General features: G+C 73.6%; 17 protein-coding genes. 5 read left to right on the plus strand and 12 right to left on the minus strand.

The annotated features are described in order from the left end of the window. Positions 1-58: 58 nt before the first annotated feature. From ABZ564_RS10335 to ABZ564_RS10345, 3 genes are read right to left on the minus strand one after another with little or no spacing between them, the layout of a single operon-like run. Positions 59-1,384 (minus strand): M20/M25/M40 family metallo-hydrolase, encoded by a 1,326-nt coding sequence (locus ABZ564_RS10335; RefSeq protein WP_360852684.1) that lies wholly within the window; start codon positions 1,382-1,384, stop codon positions 59-61. After that, the gene (locus ABZ564_RS10340; protein ID WP_360852687.1) at positions 1,381-2,772 is read right to left on the minus strand and encodes a cytosine permease; all 1,392 of its coding nucleotides are present in this window, start codon (positions 2,770-2,772) and stop codon (positions 1,381-1,383) included. Before ABZ564_RS10340 ends, ABZ564_RS10335 begins: the two co-directional genes overlap by 4 nt. Further along, positions 2,772-3,725 carry a DUF1177 domain-containing protein gene (locus ABZ564_RS10345; RefSeq protein ID WP_360852690.1) on the minus strand — a complete coding sequence of 318 codons (954 nt, stop codon included), beginning with the start codon at positions 3,723-3,725 and terminating at the stop codon, positions 2,772-2,774. Before ABZ564_RS10345 ends, ABZ564_RS10340 begins: the two co-directional genes overlap by 1 nt. Before the next feature lie 149 nt (positions 3,726-3,874). On the opposite strand from ABZ564_RS10345, the gene ABZ564_RS10350 reads away from it, so the two are divergent. Then, positions 3,875-4,708, plus strand: a complete 834-nt coding sequence (locus ABZ564_RS10350; RefSeq protein WP_360852693.1) for an IclR family transcriptional regulator — start codon at positions 3,875-3,877, stop codon at positions 4,706-4,708. A gap of 26 nt (positions 4,709-4,734) precedes the next feature. After that, a complete protein-coding gene (gene pepE / locus ABZ564_RS10355; RefSeq protein WP_360852696.1) occupies positions 4,735-5,463 on the plus strand; it encodes a dipeptidase PepE in 729 nt (242 codons plus the stop codon). Here pepE and ABZ564_RS10360 read toward each other — a convergent pair. From ABZ564_RS10360 to ABZ564_RS10390, 7 genes are all read right to left on the minus strand, one after another. Then, complete coding sequence (locus tag ABZ564_RS10360) at positions 5,426-7,222, minus strand: MFS transporter (RefSeq protein WP_360852699.1); 1,797 nt, start codon at positions 7,220-7,222, stop codon at positions 5,426-5,428. The genes pepE and ABZ564_RS10360 overlap by 38 nt on opposite strands. Before the next feature lie 354 nt (positions 7,223-7,576). Next, a complete protein-coding gene (locus tag ABZ564_RS10365; protein ID WP_360853008.1) occupies positions 7,577-8,209 on the minus strand; it encodes a response regulator transcription factor in 633 nt (210 codons plus the stop codon). 5 nt (positions 8,210-8,214) lie between these two features. Beyond that, entirely contained in the window at positions 8,215-9,453 is a 1,239-nt protein-coding gene (locus ABZ564_RS10370; protein ID WP_360852702.1) for a sensor histidine kinase, read from the minus strand. An 11-nt stretch (positions 9,454-9,464) separates the two neighbouring features. Continuing rightward, positions 9,465-10,187: an ABC transporter permease gene (locus ABZ564_RS10375; protein WP_360852705.1), complete on the minus strand. Its 723-nt coding sequence runs from the start codon at positions 10,185-10,187 to the stop codon at positions 9,465-9,467. Next, positions 10,187-11,161 (minus strand): ABC transporter ATP-binding protein, encoded by a 975-nt coding sequence (locus ABZ564_RS10380; protein WP_360853011.1) that lies wholly within the window; start codon positions 11,159-11,161, stop codon positions 10,187-10,189. Before ABZ564_RS10380 ends, ABZ564_RS10375 begins: the two co-directional genes overlap by 1 nt. Positions 11,162-11,478: 317 nt before the next feature. Then, positions 11,479-11,655: a hypothetical protein gene (locus ABZ564_RS10385; protein WP_360852708.1), complete on the minus strand. Its 177-nt coding sequence runs from the start codon at positions 11,653-11,655 to the stop codon at positions 11,479-11,481. A gap of 121 nt (positions 11,656-11,776) precedes the next feature. Further along, positions 11,777-13,228 carry a hypothetical protein gene (locus ABZ564_RS10390; RefSeq protein ID WP_360852711.1) on the minus strand — a complete coding sequence of 484 codons (1,452 nt, stop codon included), beginning with the start codon at positions 13,226-13,228 and terminating at the stop codon, positions 11,777-11,779. Positions 13,229-13,427: 199 nt separating this feature from the next. On the opposite strand from ABZ564_RS10390, the gene ABZ564_RS10395 reads away from it, so the two are divergent. The 3 genes from ABZ564_RS10395 to ABZ564_RS10405 are packed head-to-tail and all read left to right on the plus strand — an operon-like array spanning position 13,428 to position 16,323. After that, positions 13,428-14,264 carry a Nif3-like dinuclear metal center hexameric protein gene (locus ABZ564_RS10395; protein WP_360852714.1) on the plus strand — a complete coding sequence of 279 codons (837 nt, stop codon included), beginning with the start codon at positions 13,428-13,430 and terminating at the stop codon, positions 14,262-14,264. Further along, positions 14,261-15,004, plus strand: a complete 744-nt coding sequence (locus ABZ564_RS10400; protein ID WP_360853014.1) for a C4-type zinc ribbon domain-containing protein — start codon at positions 14,261-14,263, stop codon at positions 15,002-15,004. Before ABZ564_RS10395 ends, ABZ564_RS10400 begins: the two co-directional genes overlap by 4 nt. Next, positions 15,004-16,323, plus strand: a complete 1,320-nt coding sequence (locus ABZ564_RS10405; protein ID WP_360852717.1) for a bifunctional RNase H/acid phosphatase — start codon at positions 15,004-15,006, stop codon at positions 16,321-16,323. The genes ABZ564_RS10400 and ABZ564_RS10405 overlap by 1 nt, the downstream gene beginning before the upstream one ends. 191 nt (positions 16,324-16,514) lie before the next feature. On the opposite strand, the gene eda is transcribed toward ABZ564_RS10405, so the two are convergent. Next, positions 16,515-17,135 carry a bifunctional 4-hydroxy-2-oxoglutarate aldolase/2-dehydro-3-deoxy-phosphogluconate aldolase gene (eda, locus tag ABZ564_RS10410; protein WP_360852720.1) on the minus strand — a complete coding sequence of 207 codons (621 nt, stop codon included), beginning with the start codon at positions 17,133-17,135 and terminating at the stop codon, positions 16,515-16,517. Between the two features lie 114 nt (positions 17,136-17,249). Next, on the minus strand, positions 17,250-18,050 hold the full coding sequence (gene yaaA, locus ABZ564_RS10415) for a peroxide stress protein YaaA (RefSeq protein ID WP_360852723.1): 801 nt from the start codon (positions 18,048-18,050) through the stop codon (positions 17,250-17,252). Positions 18,051-18,237: the final 187 nt, after the last annotated feature.

Below are 18,237 nucleotides of genomic sequence, written 5' to 3' on the forward strand. Positions count from 1 at the left end.
CGTGCCGTACGCCCCCGCCGAAGGTACCGGCGGGGGCGTACGGCGTGTCTGCGGGAGGTCAGCAGCTCTGCCAGAGGCGGGTCATGACGCGGACCCCGAACCGCAGGCCCTCCAGCGGGACCCGCTCGTCCACGCCGTGGAAGAGGCGGCCGTAGTCCAGGTCGTGCGGGAGCTTGAGGCCCTTGAAGCCGAAGCAGCGGATGCCCAGGTGGGTGAAGGCCTTGGCGTCCGTGCCGCCGGGGTTGCAGTACGGCACCGGGTGGCCGTCCGGGTCCTCGGCGCGGACCGCCTCGCACATGGCGTCGACGAGCGGGCCGTCGAACGTGGTCTCCATCGCGATGTCGTGGTTGACCCACTCCCGGCTGACCGAGGGCAGCAGCAGCCGGTCGATGGTGTCGATCAGCTCCTGCTCGTGGCCGGGCAGGAAGCGGCCGTCGACGCGGGCGGTCGCCTTCCCCGGGATCACGTTGGTCTGGTAGCCGGCGTCGAACATCGTCGGGTTCGCCGAGTTGCGGAGCACCACCTGCATGAAGTCGGCGACCGGGCCCAGCTTCGCGAGGCTGCCCTCGATGTCGTCCTCGTCGAACTCGACGCCGTAGAGCCGGGCGGCCTCTTCGAGCAGCGCGCGGACCGGCTCGATCAGCCGGATCGGGAAGGTCTCGCGGCCGATCCGGGTCAGCGACTCGGCTAGGTCGGTGACCGCGTTCTCGTCGTTGGGGGAGGAGCCGTGGCCGGCCCGGCCGGTGGCGGTCAGCTCCATCCAGGCCATGCCGCGCTGGGCGTTCTCGATGGGGTACAGCCGGCGGGTGTCGTCGATGGCGAAGGAGAACCCGCCGCCCTCGCCGATCGCCTCGGTGACCCCGGCGAACAGCTCCGGGCGGTGCTCGACGAGCCAGTGCGCGCCGAACTTGCCGCCCGCCTCCTCGTCGGCGAGGAAGGCGAGGACCAGGTCGCGCGAGGGCTTCGTACCGGTGCGGGCGAAGTGCCGGGCGGTGGCCAGCATCACCGCGACGGTGTCCTTCATGTCGATCGCGCCCCGGCCCCAGAGGTAGCCGTCGCGGATCTCGCCGGAGAAGGGCGGCACCTGCCACTCGGAGGCGTCCGCCGGGACCACGTCCAGGTGGCCGTGGACCAGCAGGGCGCCGCGCTCCGGGTCGCGGCCGGCGATCCGGGCGATGACGCTGGCGCGGCCGGGCGCCGACTCGACCAGCTCCGAGGCGATGCCCACCTCGGCGAGGCGGCCCACCACCCACTCGGCGCTCGCGCGCTCGTCGCTGGTGGGGTTGGAGGTGTCGAACCTGATCAGCTCGGCGCAGAGTTCGACGACCTCGTCCTGGGCCTCGTCGGAGGCCGGGACCAGTGCGGTTCCGGGTGCGGTGCTCATGCTGCTCCCACAGGGGTGGCGGTGCGGGCGGCCGGGGCCGTGCCCTCCTGCTCGTCGGAGAGGACGGAGGTGCCGTAGGGCTTGATCCAGCCCAGCAGGCCCAGGACGCTGTACAGGACGAAGGCGGTGGCCAGCGAGTTCAGGGCGGGGATGCCGCCGTCGTAGAACTTGCCGACGCAGAACGCCGCGATCCAGATCACGATCGACATCGGCACCCAGGTCGGGGAGTGCGTCGGCAGGGTCTGGGCCTCCCGGGTCTCGTCCAGCGGCTTGCGCATCCGCTTCACAACCCAGTACTCGGCCACGATGATGCCGCCGATGGGCGGGATGGCGACGCCGAGGATCGTGAGGAACTCGGTGAAGTGGTTCATGATCCCGACGGCGGACAGGAGGGTGCCCGCGATGCCGAGGACGATGGCGACCGCGCCGCGGTGGACGCGCTTGCCGAACACGACCTGGAAGAAGTTGACGACGCCGAGCGAGGAGCCGTACAGGTTCCAGTCGTTGATCTTCGCCGTGGACATCAGGACGACGAGCACACCGAAGGCGCCGGAGGTGGAGAGCACGATGTGCGAGACCTCGTTGCTCTTGACCAGGTGGCCGAGGAGCACACCGGTCAGGCCGACGATGTACTCGGAGAGGATCATCGACGAGGCGCTCTGCAGGAAGACGTGCGAGCCCTTGCGGTTGTAGCGGGTCATCTCCGGGGAGACGATCGCCCCCGTCATGTAGCCGCCCGCGATGGCGGTGGCGGCGACGGCCAGCGGAATCGTTTCGCCCGGCGGCGGCGAGTTGACCAGGTCGCTGAAGGAGTGGTCGTTCAGGGTCCGGATCACGGAGAAGGCGACCATGGCGAAGAACAGCGGCGTGACGACCTTCGCGAAGTTCGCCATGTACTTGAAGCCGAAGAGCACCAGGACGGTGATGGCGATGCCCGCGAGCACGCACCACATCCAGGACGGGCCGCCGACCAGCTCAGAGACGCTGTCGCCGAAGATCTTGTTCTGGACGCCGAACCAGCCGACCAGGCTGACCGCGATCACGAAGCTGACCAGCGCCGAGCCGTTGCGGCCGAAGCCCACCCAGCGGGTCAGCATCGGGGTGGCCAGACCCTCGCGCATCCCGGCCAGGCCGATCGCGAAGATCACCACCTCCAGGATCACCGCGCCCAGCGTGAACGCCAGGAACGCGTCGCCGAAGGTCATCCCGACGCCGATGGTGGCGCCGAGCGTGAACTGCGAGATCGAGCCGGACTGGGCCAGCCACTGGAGGAGCATCGACCAGAAGCCGAACCGCTTGTCCCGCGGGACGCGGGAGAGCGAGTAGTCGTCGCTGCCGATGCTCTTGGGCTCTTGGGCCACGGCACCGGACTGCGGGGCGGCTGTCATCAGGACTCCTGGGGGGTACGGCCGAAGGTCTGCAGATGAGTCAGCGAGCCGTAGCGGCTGACGAGGTTGTCGAACTCCACCGCGTCGTGGAAGTCCAGCCGGTCGTCGCCGTAGGCCTTGGCGACCTCGACGGCGTAGCGGGCGGCGGACGCGATGTCGCTCTCGTGACTCGCGCCCGTCCCACAGCCCGGCACCGCCGCGGCCGAGGTGATGGCCAGGCCGATCACGGGGGCGGCCGTCGCGGTGGAGGGCTGGAGGATCGAATTGATGTGGTGTGCCCCGTTACCGTACGGGGTGATGTCCTGGGTGGTCACGGGGTATGTGACCAACGGCTCACCGGTCACCACCGCCAGCAGCTCGCCCAGCTGCTCGCTGACGCGGAGCACCCAGCCCTCCTTGACGGTGGGCGACAGGGCGAGCCCCTTGTGGTTGATGATGCGGTTGCCCTTGGTGGTGTCGATGGAGAGCACGGCCTCCATCTCGTCAGTCACCTCGTGCCGGTTCATCGTGGCGATGTCCACCGGCGAGCCCATGAACGGCACCGGGTCGTGCGGCTCGGTCGGCGCGTTCGGGCAGATGTGCGTGGCGATGATCACATCGCCGGGCAGCACGTCGCCCCGGCGGCGCATGTCGAGCAGCTTGGCGGCGGCGGCCAGCGCCGAGACCGCCCCGTCGGCGTCGGAGACCAGGCCGGTCACCTCGGGCCGGGCGCCGATGCCGCCGAGCCGGCCGACGACGCCCAGGGTGCGGGCGTCGCCCCCGGCGGTACGCCCCCGGGAGCCGGGGATGCGGACCGACACGAAGTCCGTCGAGCCCCGCTCGCCGGCGACCGTGGTCACCTGTGCGGACGAGCCCTCGGCCCCCGCCACGGCGTCCAGGTACTCGACGACCGTCTTGCCATTGACCTGGGGGTCGTCGAGCAGCTCGACGAGGTCCAGTACGTACTTCAACATGGGGGGCCTTTCTCGCGCATCCGTCGCACCCGCCCGGAGCCCGGCAGGGAGTCCGGGCGCCGAACGGGGGTGCTGAGAGCAGAGTCGGGATCGGATAGCGTTGAGCGCAACGGTTTCCCGTTATCTGCAATTCGCGTCTGAATGGTGAGATGGCTATGGCGGAGTTCGAAATGGACCGGCGCACCCCCGCCGGAGCCCTGCAGACCGTGGACCGGGCACTCCTCGTGCTGCTCGCGTTCGAGCGGACCCGGCCCGACTGGGGCGTGACCGAGGTCGCGGCGGAGTTCGGCTGGGACACGTCGGTGGCCCAGCGGCTGCTCGCCACCCTCGCGGGGCGCGGCTTCCTGGTCTCCGACCCCGCCACCCGCCGCTACCGCATCGGCCCCGCCGTGCTGCGCCTGGGCCGCCTCTGGGAACGCTCGGGCTCCCTGGAACTGCTGGCGGGGCCGGTCCTGGAGGAGCTGCGCCGCGTCACCGGCGACACCGTGCTGTTCTGCCTGCCCGACAGCTTCCACATGCGGTGCGTGGCCGCCGAGGAGGGCGAGGCCGGACCGCTGCGCTACTACCCGCTGGTCGGCGAGCTCTACCCGGCGCACGCCGGAGCGACCAGTAAGTCGTTCTACGCCCACCTGCCCGACGAGCAGCGCCACCGGCTCTTCCGGGGCCGCCCGATGGCCCGCTTCACCGACCGGACCGTCACCGACCCGGACGCGCTGGAGCAGGAGTTCCTGAAGGTCCGCGCCCAGGGCTACGCCTGGACGGTCGGCGAGTACGACACCGGCATCGCGACCCTCGCCGTACCCGTCTTCCTGGGGCGCGAACCGTACGGGAGCCTCAGCCTCGGCGGCGCGGAGGAGCGGTTCGCGGGGGCACCGGAGAACCGCCTCGAAGCGCTGCGGCACGCCGCCGGGCTCCTGGAGAAGCGCCTCACCCACCCGCCGCAGCGCCCGAAGCCCCGGACCCGCCGCGCCCCCACGGCCTGACCGAGAAACCCCTGGAGGAAGTACCCGTGAACCTGCTCCTGCTCTCCAACTCCACCCAGTACGGCCGCGGCTACCTGGAACACGCCCTGGACACCGTCACCGCGTTCCTGCCCGCCGGTGCCCGGCTCGCCTTCGTGCCCTACGCGCTCGCCGACCACGACACGTACACCGCGCGCGTCCGCGGCGCCCTGGAACCGGCCGGGATCGCCGTGCACGGCGTCCACGAGCACGCCGACCCGGTCGCCGCGCTGGCCGCCGCCGACGCCGTGTTCATCGGCGGCGGCAACTCCTTCCGGCTGCTGAGCGCGCTCTACCGGACCGGGCTGCGGGAGGCCGTGGCGGAGGCCGTGCGCGCCGGCCTGCCGTACATGGGGGCCAGCGCCGGGACCAACATGGCGGCACCCACCCTGCGGACCACCAACGACATGCCCATCGTGCAGCCGCCGTCCTTCGGCACGCTGGGCCTCGTGCCGTTCCAGATCAACCCGCACTACCTGGACCCGGACCCGGCCAGCACCCACAAGGGCGAGACCCGCGAGGAGCGGCTCACCGAATTCCTGGAGGAGAACGACGTCCCGGTCCTCGGCCTGCGCGAGGGGTCCTGGCTGCGGGTCGAGGGCGAGGCGGCCCGGGTCGAGGGCGCCCGCCCCGCGCGGCTGTTCGCCCGGGGCGCGGAGCCCCGGGAGCTGGCGGCGGGGACGGACGTGTCCTACCTGCTCACGACGGAACCGCGGTTCGACGCTCCGGCGCGCTGACACTCCCCAGCACGAGGTCGGTGACCCGGGGCCCGCCGGTCGCCGGGCAGGCGCGCGGCGCGTGCCCCGCGGCCGACGCCGCCAGCACGAAGGTGCCGGCCCCCGGGGCGGCGAGCGCCCAGCGGCCCCACGCGTCCGTGGTGGTGAGCCCCGCCTGCCGGCCCTGCCGGTCGATCAGGGTCACATTGGCCCCGGCGACCGGCGCCCCGGCCGCGTCCAGCACCCGGCCGCGGAAGCCGTCCCGGCCCGGCAGGGGGAGCGGTTCGACGTCCTCGGCGGCGGCGCGCCGGGCCGCCTCGTCGCCCGCGCTGCTCGCCAGCAGTACCGGCGCGGTGGCCGTGCGCCGGGACGGCAGGAACGAGGCCAGGACGAGACCGGCGACCACGGCGCCCGTCGCGATGAGGAACGAGATGCGGAAGCCCTTCATGGTGGGCACCGCGACCGGGCCCATCCGGGTCGAGGTGTGGGCCAGGACCATGCCGATCACCGCGCTCGACACCGAGGTGCCGATGGAGCGCATCAGGGTGTTGAGCCCGTTGGCGGCGCCGGTCTCGGAGGCGTCGACGGCGCCGATGATCAGGGCGGGCAGGGAGGAGTAGGCGAGCCCGATGCCGGCGCCGAGGAGGACCGCGATCACCACGGTCTGCCAGGCGGCACTCATCAGGCCGAGCCCGGCCCCGTAACCGATCGCGATGACCAGCATGCCGATCATCAGCGAGACCTTCGGGCCCTTGCGGGCGGAGATCCGGGCGTACAGCGGGGCGACGAACATCATCGTCAGGCCGAGCGGGGCCACGCAGAGCCCGGCGACCACCATCGACCGGCCGAGGCCGTACCCGGTGGAGGCCGGCAGCTGGAGCAGCTGGGGCAGGACGAGGGAGACGGCGTAGAAGGCGACGCCGACCATGATCGAGGTCAGGTTGGTCAGCAGCACCTCGCGGCGGGCCGAGGTCCGCAGATCGACCAGCGGGGCGTCGCTGCGCAGCTCGAACAGCCCCCACAGCACCAGCACCACGAGGGAGGCGGCGATCAGGCCGAGCGTGGTGGGCGAGGTCCAGCCCCAGTCGGAGCCCTTCGTGATCGGCAGCAGCAGGAGCACCAGACCGAGCGAGAGGCCGAGCGCGCCGACGAGGTCGAACCGGCCGGGGGCGCGCAGCGTGGTCTCGGGCACCGCGAGCACGGTCAGCGCCATGGCCAGCACGCCCAGCCCGGCCGAGCCGAGGAAGAGGGCGTGCCAGTCGGTGTGCTGGGCGACGAGCGCGGCGGCCGGCAGTGCGAGTCCGCCGCCCACCCCGATCGACGAACTCATCAGCGCCATCGCCGAACCGAGCTTCTCGCGCGGCAGCTCGTCCCGCATGATGCCGATGCCCAGCGGGATCGCCCCCATCGCGAAACCCTGGAGGGCGCGTCCCGCGATCATGACCACGAGGTCGTCGGTGAAGGCGCATACCAGGGAGCCGACGACCATGACGGCGAGGCTGGCCAGCAGCATCCCGCGCTTGCCGTACAGGTCTCCGAGCCGCCCCATGATCGGGGTGGCGACGGCTCCGGCGAGCAGGGTGGCGGTCATCACCCAGGTCGCGTCGGAGGGGGAGGTGTGCAGAAGGGTGGGCAGATCCTTGATGACGGGGACGAGCAGGGTCTGCATCACGGCGACGGTGATACCCGCGAAGGCGAGCACGGGGACGATCCCCCGGCCCGCCCTCGCGCGCGGATCAGGAAGCTCCGCGGCGGGCTTTTCGTGCGTCGTCTGTGGCATGCGTGCGGCCTCCGGGCAGCGGTGAGGGGTGGGGCGAGCGGTCGCGCGGCCCGCGCCGCGGGCAGCGCCGACCGCCAAGTCTGTGCAGGGTGAACCTTCTTCGGCTACGGCGTATTCCGGTGCACGGGGTGCGAACCGCGCACGGCCGTGCGCGGGCGCGCGACACCCCGCCGGCACACTGGCCGCCCTCGTCGACGCCCGCACAGCCGTGCGCGGGCGCGCGACACCCGCGTACGACGTCCGGCTGACGACGCGTCACCCTGGCGCCCTTCCTGCGCTGTTGGGTCGAGGCGGGGGCGCGGCGGAGCCGGCCGGGCCGGCTCCCGGTGACGGTGCGGACGAAGCGGTGTGCGGTCAGAGCCAGCCCTGCTGCCGGGCCGCGCGGACCGCCTCCATGCGGTTGCGCGTGCCCGTCTTGCCGATCGCCGACGAAAGGTAGTTGCGGACCGTCGATTCCGACAGATGCAGCTTGGCCGCGATGTCGGCGACCGTCGCCCCGTCCGCCGAGGCCACCAGCGCGTCCCGCTCGCGCGCGGTCAGCGGGCTCGGCCCGGCACTCAGCGCGGCGGCGGCCAGCGCCGGATCGACGACCGTCTCCCCGGCCAGCACCCGGCGGATCGCCTCCGCCAGTTCCTCGACCGGGCCGTCCTTCACCAGGAAGCCCGCCGCCCCGGCCTCCATCGCCCGGCGCAGATAGCCGGGCCGCCCGAAGGTGGTCAGGATCAGCACCCGGCAGTCCGGGACCTCCTCGCGCAGGTCGGCGGCCGCGTCCAGGCCGCTGCGCCCCGGCAGTTCGATGTCCAGCAGCGCCACATCCGGCCGGGACCTCAGCGCCGCCGCCACGATCTCGTCGCCCGCGCCGACCTGGGCCACCACCTCGATGTCCGGCTCGAGTCCGAGCAGCAGGGCGAGCGCGCCGCGCATCATCCCCTGGTCCTCGGCGAGCAGAACGCGTACGGACGTGGCCGGAGGGTGCTCCTGTGGCATCTCGTTCACCGGCCCAGGGTAGGCGAGCAGACCGGGCCTGCCCCGGCGCCGGGCGGGGCCGCCGCGTCGCCGTCCTCCTCGCCGCCCACGTCCACCGGGAGTTCGGCGGTGACCACGAAGCCGCTCTCCGTGCCGGGGCCCGCCACCAGGGAACCGCCCGCCGCGGCAAGCCGTTCGGTGAGCCCCCTCAGGCCGGTGCCGCCGATGCCCGGCGTGGGCGCGGGGCCCGCCGGCCCGTCCCGGCCGTCGTCGGTCACCGTGAGCCGGACCTTCTCGCCCGTTCCGTCGACCTCGAACACGCAGCGCGTCGCCGTGGAGTGGCGTACGACGTTGGTGACGGCCTCCCGCACCACCCAGCCCAGCAGCGCCTCGGCCTGCGGGGCGAGCGGCGGCCCGGAGCGCCGGACGACCGGTTCGATCCCGGCGGCGGTCAGCGCGGACCTGGCCCGGTCCAGCTCGGTGGCGAGGCTCCCCTCGCGGTAGCCGGTGACGGCCTCGCGGATCTCGGTGAGCGCCTGGCGCCCGACGGACTCGATGTCGGCGACCTGGGAGAGCGCCGCGTCCATGTCGTGCGGGGCGAGCCGGCGCGCGGCCTCCGACTTCACCACCACGACCGACAGCGTGTGGCCCAGCAGGTCGTGCAGGTCGCGCGAGAAGCGCAGCCGCTCCCGATCGACGGCGGCCCGGGCCAACTCCTGCCGGGTGGAGTGCAGTTCGGTCACGGTCTCGGCCAGCCTGAGGATCGCCGACGTCACCGCCCCGGAGATGAACGTCCCGTAGCCCAGCGTCCACGGCGGCGAGGCGCTGTCCCCGCGCCAGAGCGCGATCGCGCACGCGGCCACCGCGAGTCCCAGCAGCCCGACCACCAGCAGGCGGTGGCGCAGGACCGTGCCGGCGGCCAGCGACAGCAGCGGGAAGAACAGCAGCCAGCTGTCGCCGTAACCGATGGTCATGGCGAAGGTGACCACGGCCAGCGAGCCCAGCAGCACGTACGTCACCGGGCTCTCGCGCTTCTCCTTGACGAAGCCGCGGAACACCACCGAGATGTAGAGCGAGTTGAAGGCCAGCAGGCCGAGGCCACCGATCCAGGGGTTGGGTGTCTCGCCCTGGAAGAGGTTCGAGAAGGAGCCCAGGCCCATCAGCAGCCAGGGCAGCAGGGTGTAGGGCGACGGCGGGCCGGGCCTGCGGCGCTCCCTCCGCGTCCGCCGGCGTTCCCGGCGCGACGTTTCTCCGTTCCGCGGCATGTTCGCTCCTGTCACACGGTTCTGGCGGACCGACGGTACGAGATCACCGCGTAGGCGCCGAACAGCAGGAGCCACCCGGCGAGCACGCCCAGCGTCGTCCCGCCCGGCGCGTGCCCGCCGGTCGTCGCCCACCCCAGGTCGGCGAACCGGTTGGCGGGGGTGAACCGGCCGACCGAGCGCAGCCACTCGGGCAGCGTCTCCAGCGGGAACCACAGCCCGCCGAGGACGCCGAAGCCCATCAGGCAGGCGAGGTTGACGACGCCGGTGCCCTGCGGAGTGAGCCGGTATCCGTTGCCCAGGCCGAGCAGGGTGAAGGGCGACGCGCCCGCCCACAGCAGCAGTACCAGCACCGCCCACTGCCAGCCCGCCATCCGCACCCCGTTGACCAGGGCGCCGGCCGACAGCACGGTCAGGATCACCGGCAGCACGGTCACCGAACCGCTGATGGCCCGGCCCACCACCGCGTGCGTGGGGGAGAGCGGGGTGATCCTCAACTGCTGGAGCCAGCCGAGGGACTTGTCGGATGCTACGCCCATGCCGATCGACATGGCCGAGCCGAGCGCCCCGTACGCGGCCATGCCGACCATGGACGCGGTCTTCCAGCCGTCGGCGCTGTCGTCGGAACCGATGTTGGTGAAGATCAGATACATCATCACCGGCATCCCCGTGCCGAAGATCAGGAAGCTGCCGTCGCGCAGCGTGCGGCGCATCTCGAGCAGGATGTAACGGAACATCAGACGGTCTCCTTCTCGGTCCTGGGCGTGGCGTTTCCGCGTGCGCCGCCACCGGGCGGCGCGTCCCCGGGGGCGGTGTCGCGGAGCGTGGTCTCCCCGGGGGCGGTGAGCGCGAGGAAGGCGGTCTCCAGCGTGGCCCGGGAGACCTGGAGGCCGCGGACCAGGCCGAGCCGGGCCAGCTCCACGACGGTCGCGTCCGAGTCGTCGGTGTGCAGCAGGGCGCGGTCCCCGGTCACCTCGACGGTGACGACCCCGGGCAGCCGGTCCAGGCCCTCGGTGGACCGGCCCGCGAGGTCGAAGGAGACCTGGCTGTGCCCGGCCGCGTCCTTGACCTCCTCGCCGCTGCCGTCCGCGACGATCCGGCCCCGGTCGATGACGACGATCCGGTCGGCGTTCTCGTCGGCCTCCTCCAGGTAGTGCGTGGAGAAGAGCACGGTGTTGCCGCGCCGGGCGTAGGCCCGCATGGAGTCCCAGAACGCGCGCCGCCCCGCCACGTCCAGCGCGGCGGTCGGCTCGTCCAGCACGATCAGCTCGGGATTGCCGGCCAGCGCGACGGCGAACCGTACGCGCTGGAGCTGGCCGCCCGAGAGCTTGTCGACGCGCCGGTCCGCGTACTCCGTCACCCCCGCCAGGACCAGCGCCTCCGCGACCGGCAGCGGCCGCGGGTAGGTGGAGGCGACGAAGGAGACCAGCTCCCGCACGGTCACCCTGGGTATCGGCTGCCCCTCCTGGAGCATGGCGCCGACGAGGCCCGCCCGTACCGCCTGCCCGGGGGAGCGGCCCAGAACCCGCACGGTGCCCTCGTCCGGCTCGTTCAGCCCGAGCAGCAGCGAGATGGTGGAGGACTTGCCCGCCCCGTTGCGGCCGAGCAGGGCCACGGTCTCGCCGCGGCCGATCCTCAGGTCGATCCCGTCGACGGCCCGTACGCTCCGCCCGGCCCGCCCGAAGGTCTTCACAGCCCCGGTGAACACCACCGCGGCCTCGTCGTCCCTTGTCTGCGTCATGCCTACGACGTTACGGAGCGTGAGCGCGGCACGGCAGAGGCATGTGTACGCGGTCCGCCATGACATTTGTCATCGCCTACGCGGACGGGATGCCGCAACAGCCCGGAGAATCCGGTGAAGTGACGTTCCCTCGACTTCCGTGCCGGCTTCCGGGCGCCGCGTCGTACGGGGCGCCCGGACCGGGACACGGCCGACCGCCGGACAGAGCGGTGCCCCCGCGGTCCGCGACCATGCCGCGGACCGCGGGGGCACCGCTTCCCCCTTCTCGATTTTCCGGCGGACGGCGGTCAGGCCGCCGCCGCGCCGTTTTCCCCGACGGGACGGCGGTGGCGGCCGGCCGGCCGGTCCACCGAGTCCTCCGTCGCCACACCCCCTCGGTGCTTTCCGGAGCCGCCGGCTTCGGCCCGCTGCGCGTCCGCCCCCGGCGGGTACGTGCGGGTCGTGTCGGTGTGGGCCTCAGACATGTGGGAAGTCACCCCGTTGTGATCGCTTACGTGTGTGCCGACCGGGGCGTCACGCCGCCGCCCTCCGGGAAAGGCCACGGTCGGTGACCGGGAAGCACGGTCGCGTGAGCCCCGTCCCAGCTTAGTCAGGGGCGGGGCGCCCCATGAGGGGCGCCTGCCCCAGAGGGACCGGGGTACACACAGAAGGAGGCCCCGGGGCCGCGGAAGGTTGCGTACCGCTTCCCCCGCCCGCCGGTTCCACCTCCTCCGGCATCTCCAGCAGGGCCACCGCGCACGCCGTGTCCCCGTCCGCGTACGGAAGTTTCAGTACCCCGTCCCGGGACCAGACCCCGCTGCCCGCGAGCCAGCCCCCGGGCGCCGCGAGCTGATGCAGCCGGCGGCCCGACGGGCGCCAGAGGCCGACCCAGCTGCCCGCGGCTCCGTCGATCCGCAGGGCCACCGCGCAGCTCTCCGGCATCAGCGTCTGCCCCGGCTGCACGGCGAACGGTGCCACCGTGCGGTCCGGCAGGCGCAGGCATTCCGGAAAGCGCACCGGCAGGCAGCTGCCGAGCACGCCCCAGCCGAGCCGGTCGTGCCCGGGCGCGTCCGAGCGGATCAGCAGCAGCCCGCTGTCCGGGTCGGCGAGCAGCAGCCGGTCGGCGCTGTCCGGGGCGATCTGGAGCAGCGGCGTCATCTCGGCGCCCCGCCCCAGGTCCACCACGACCGTCTTCACCGGCCCGCCCCCGGCCGGCTCCCGGTCCAGGGCGAGCAGCCGGCCGGCCCGGTCCAGCCAGACTCCGCCGGAGCAGCGGCCCGGCAGGTCCGCGATGTGCTCGGGCCCGGCCGCCCCGCCCGTCACCCGCCACAGCTCCGTGGAGTACTCACCGAGCGACAGGGCGTACGCGCTCACGCCGTCCGGCGAGGGCGGCAGCAGGGTCAGGGCCTCGCGCTCGACGGCCCCGAGCAGCAGCTCGCCGGTCCCGGGGCCGGTCGGATAGAGCAGCGAGAAGGTGTGCAGCTCCGCGACCCGGCGCCGGATCAGCACCCGCCCGTCGGCCAGCGGCGACACCTGCGCCTCCGCCTCCTCCGGCTGATCGGTGGGCAGCGGCACGGCGTACGGCTCGGGGCCGTCGAGCGTCCAGCGCTCGGCGTACCAGGCGGTGCCGGCGCCGCCCGTCCCGCCGGTCACCGGGGCGGCCGTGAGCCGGGCGCCGTACGCGCCGTCGGCGGTGAGCGCGAAGGGCTGCAGGACCGTTTCGGCAGGAGCGGAGACGCTCTCCGTACGGAGGGTCTCCGCTCCTACGGGCTCCATGAGCACGGTCTCCGCGAGGGCCGCTTCCGTGCGGGCGGTCTGCGTTCCGAGGGGCTCCATGAGCACGGTCTCCGCGAGGGCCGCTTCCGTGCGGGTGGTCTCCGGGGCGGCGGCGGCAGCCGCGGCCGGCACGGGATCGCCCGGCTCCGTACGCCCCGGCCCTGACTCCGGCTCGGGCTCCGGTTCCGCCGATTCCCCGGTTCCGCTCGCCCCGGCGGAGCCGTCCCCCTGGGCGGAGCCGTCCGCGAGTGCGGCCCCGTCCTCGATGGCACAGGCAGTCATCGACTCATCACCTCCGGCGACCGAAGCTAGTTTTCGCACTTCCAGCCGGACAACACGACCCCCCGCACTTCACACATAAGGATGGTGATGGCCGGATTCCGCTGTGGTGCCGGGAGCGGGTGTGCTTCGCGAGGGACCGCCGCCGGGCGGCCCGTTCCCGGGGCTTCCGGGGGCGCGGCGGGCAGGTAGCCTTTCCTCCGTGCCCCGTCTGTCTGATGTCATCTCCGAGCTCGACGCCCTCTGGCCGCCCGAGCGGGCCGAAGGATGGGACGCGGTCGGCACCGTCTGCGGTGATCCGGACGCCGAGGTCCACCGGGTGCTCTTCGCCGTCGACCCCGTACAGGAGATCGCCGACGAGGCGAAGGAACTGGGCGCGCACCTGGTCGTGACCCACCACCCGCTCTATCTGCGCGGTACGACCACGGTCGCGGCGAACACCTTCAAGGGCCGCGTCGTGCACACGCTCATCCGGCACGGCATCGCGCTGCACGTCGCCCACACCAACGCCGACACCGCCGACCCCGGTGTCTCCGACGCCCTGGCCGCCGCCCTCGACCTGCGCGTCGAGCGCCCCCTCGTGCCGGACCCGACGGACCCGGCGGGGCGCCGCGGACTCGGCCGGATCTGCGTGCTCGACCACCCCGAGACCCTCGACGCGTTCGCCGCCCGCGCCGCCGGCCGGCTGCCCGTCACCGCGCAGGGCATCCGCCTCGCGGGCGACCCGGACGCGCTCGTGCGCACCGTCGCGGTGAGCGGCGGATCGGGCGACGGCCTCTTCGACGCGGTGCGCGCCGCCGGCGTGGACGCCTTCCTCACCGCCGACCTGCGCCACCACCCGGCCTCCGAGGCCACCCAGCACTCGCCGCTCGGCCTGGTCGATGCCGCACACTGGGCCACCGAGTGGCCGTGGTGCGAGCAGGCCGCGGCACAGCTCGACGCGATTTCCGACCGCCTCGGATGGGGCCTGCGGGTCCACGTCTCGAAGCAGGTCACCGACCCCTGGACCGCCCACCACTCTTCTGGAGCCCCCAACTGAACGCCGCGCCCGCCGACCAGATCCGACTTCTCGACGTCCAGGCGCTCGACCAGCGCCTCTCCCAGCTCGCGCACCGCCGCAAGTCCCTGCCCGAGCACGCCGAGATCGAGTCGCTGACGGCCGACCTCGCCCAGCTCCGCGACCTGCTCGTCGCCTCCACGACGGAGGAGAGCGACACCGCCCGCGAGCAGACCAAGGCGGAGCAGGACGTCGACCAGGTCCGCCAGCGTGCCGCCCGCGACCAGCAGCGCCTGGACTCCGGCGCGATCACCTCGCCGAAGGACCTGGAGAGCCTCCAGCGCGAGATCGTCTCGCTCGCCAAGCGCCAGGGCGACCTGGAGGACATCGTCCTGGAGGTCATGGAGCGCCGTGAGGCCGCGCAGGAGCGGGTCGCCGAGCTGACCGACCGGGTCACCGCCGTGCAGGCCAAGGTCGACGACGCCACCGCCCGCCGCGACACCGCGACCCGGGAGCTCGACGCGGAGGCCGCCACGGTCGCCAAGGAGCGCGAGGTCGTGGCCGGTTCGGTCCCCGCCGACCTGCTGAAGCTGTACGACAAGCTCCGCGCCCAGCAGGGCGGGGTGGGCGCCGCCCGCCTCTACCAGCGCCGCTGCGAGGGCTGCCGCCTCGAACTCAACATCACCGAGATCAACGACGTGAAGGCCGCGTCCGCCGACACGGTGCTGCGCTGCGAGAACTGCCGCCGCATCCTGGTCCGCACGGCCGACTCGGGCCTGTAGTGGAGCGGCCGCGCCGGTTCGTCGTCGAGGCCGACGGCGGCTCCCGGGGCAACCCGGGCCCCGCCGGCTACGGCGCGGTCGTCATCGACCCGGAGACCGGCGAGACGCTGGCCGAGGCCGCCGAGTACATCGGGGTCGCGACCAACAACGTCGCCGAGTACAAGGGCCTCGTCGCCGGCCTCCGCGCGGTGAAGGCGCTGCTCCCGGACGGTACGGGCGAGGCCGGCGTCCGGGTGCACGTCCGGATGGACTCCAAGCTGGTCGTGGAACAGATGTCGGGCCGCTGGAAGATCAAGCACCCCGGCATGAAGCCGCTCGCGGCCGAGGCGGCGAGCGTGCTGCCGGGGGCGTCCGTCACGTACGAGTGGATTCCGCGCGCGCAAAACAAGCACGCGGACCGGCTGGCCAACGAGGCGATGGACGCCGGCGGGCGCGGGGCCCAGTGGGAGCCGTCCGCCTCCACGGCCGCCCTGGACACCCCGCGCTCCTCGGTGGCCGCCGCGCTGCCCCCGGCGGAGGGCCCGCCCGGCGACGCGGCGGCCGGCGCGGCCCGGGCCAGGGCGGCGCTGAACCGTACGCCGGGCGCGCCCCACGGCCCGTCCGCGCCGGCCCCGACCGCCGCCGTCTCCGCCCCCGCCCCGCCGCCCTCCGACCCCGTCACCCCGCAGGTGGGCTGGGGTTCGGCCCCCGACCTGGGCGCGCCCGCCACACTCGTACTGCTGCGGCACGGCGAGACGGCCCTCACCCCGCAGAAGCGGTTCTCCGGCAGCGGCGGCACCGATCCCGAGCTCTCCGCCGCCGGCCGCGAACAGGCCGACCGGGCGGCGGCCGCCTTCGCCGCCCGGGGCACGGTGCAGGAGATCGTCAGCTCACCGCTGCGCCGCTGCCGCGAGACGGCCGGCGCGGTCGCGGAGCGGCTCGGCCTGGAGGTGCGGATCGAGGACGGGCTGCGCGAGACGGACTTCGGAGTCTGGGAAGGGCTCACGTTCGCCGAGGTCAGGGAGCGGTACGGAGCCGACCTGGACGCCTGGCTCGCCTCCCCGGACGCGGCCCCCACCGGCGGCGGCGAGAGCTTCGAGGAGGTCGCCCGCCGGGTGGCGGTAGCCCGCGACCGCCTCGTCACCCGCTACGCCGGCCGCACCGTCCTCGTCGTCACGCACGTCACGCCGATCAAGACACTGGTCCGGCTGGCCCTGGGCGCCCCGCGGGAGGCGCTGTTCCGGATGGAACTGTCGGCGGCGTCCGTCTCGGCCGTCGCGTACTACGCGGACGGCAACGCCTCCGTACGCCTGCTGAACGACACGTCCCACCTGCGGTAACGGCGCCGGGACAGCACTCGGCCCCACCGGTCGGGGGGAAGACCGATGGGGCCGAGGCGGTTCCGGCGGGTCGGGGGATACCGGCCGGAACCCGGGTCGCCCGGCATGCGGGTCACGTCCCTACAAGAGGCGTGCCCCGAATGCCGGGGAGCATGCACGGCGATGTACGACGGGTTCTCCCGCCGCCCCGCTCAGCCCCTCAGCGCCGCCGCCTCGGCGGCGAGACGCTCCACCCGCGCCCAGTCCCGGCCGGCCACCGCGTCCGGGGGGACCATCCAGCTCCCGCCCACGCAGCCGACGTTGGGCAGCGCCAGGTACGAAGGCGCGGAGGCGGCCGAGATCCCGCCCGTCGGGCAGAACCGGGCCTGGGGGAGCGGGGCGGAGAGGGCCTTCAGACAGGCCGTGCCGCCCGCCGCCTCGGCCGGGAAGAACTTCATCTCGGTGACCCCGCGCTCCAGCAGCGCGACCACCTCGGACGCCGTCGAGACACCCGGCAGGAACGGCAGCCCGGACCCCTTCATCGCGTCCAGCAGCGCGTCCGTCCACCCGGGACTCACCAGGAACCGGGCCCCCGCCGCCACGGTGTCCGCGACATCGCGTGCCGAGATCACCGTGCCGGCCCCGACCACCGCGTCCGGGACCTCCGCCGCGACGGCCCGGATCGCGTCCAGGGCGGCGGCGGTGCGCAGGGTCACCTCGATCGCCGGAAGCCCGCCCCCGACCAGGGCCCGGGCGAGCGGCACCGCGTCGGCCGCGTCCTCCAGGACGACCACGGGCACGACGGGGGCGAGATCCAGCACGGAGGAGGTCATGCGCTCATCCTGCCCCGCCCAAGGCGCACTGCGCAACGGGCGTTGCATATGCTGCAACGCCCGCGCGAGTGGGGTGAGCCGCACCCCCTCGGCGGCGCACAGGGCCACGCGCCCTCAGTGGATCTCCGTGACCACCACATCGAGCTGCCACGGCCGCCCCGGACGGGCGGGCGCCTCGGCCTCGACGACGTACCCGAGGTCCCGCAGGACCGCCACCAGCTCGGCGGGACCGGCCGGCCGGGCCCCCGCGAGCAGCAGCTCCCGCACCATCCGGCCCTTGGTGGCCTTGTTGAAGTGGCTGACCACCGACCGCTTCTCCACCCCGTCCACGATCTGCGACTGCAGCACCCGCACACTCGCCGTGCGCTCCGCGACCGCCCCCTTCGGCTTCCACGCCGCCGCGTACGCGGACGAGCGCAGGTCCAGCACGAGCCCGTCCCCCGCCGCCTCGGGCATCACCTCGGCCATCGGCGTACGCCAGAACGCGCCGAGGGCACCGGTACCGGGCAGCTTCACGCCCATCGAGCAACGGTAGGGAGGAATCCGGTCGCCCACCCGCACCGCGCCCCACAACCCGGAGAACACCAGCAGCGACTTCCCGGCGAGGCGGCGGGCGGCCGCGTCGAGGGAGCCGAGGCCGAGCGCGTCGTACAGGACACCGGTGTACAGCTCCCCGGCCGGCCGCGTGCCCGCCGTCCGCAACTCCGCGTTCTTCGCGACCTCGCCCCGCAGCCCCTCGCTGAGCCCCAGCACCTCCCGTGCCTTCTCCTCGTCGGCCAGGCACAGCTCCACCAGGGCGTCCAGCACGGCGGCCCGCGCCCCGGAGAGCCCGGGCAGCGACAGCGACTCGGGCTTCAGGGGTGCCCCGCGCCCCGAGGCGGCCTTTCCTTCGGAGGGCGGCAACAGCACGAGCACGGCGGATCTCCTTCATACGTACGGGAAAAGGGGGCCCGGCACGGCGCGCGGACCGTACGGACACCCCGCGGCCAGCGTACGGGGGCCTCGGGAACCGGCCGGCGGGAAGACGCGGGCGTAACGGGAGAGAGGGGGCGGCCCCCAGGCGTACAGGGCCACGCGGAGCGCCACGGACCGCCCCGCTCGG

This window comes from Streptomyces sp. NPDC019224, from assembly GCF_040632605.1.
Classification (GTDB): domain Bacteria; phylum Actinomycetota; class Actinomycetes; order Streptomycetales; family Streptomycetaceae; genus Streptomyces.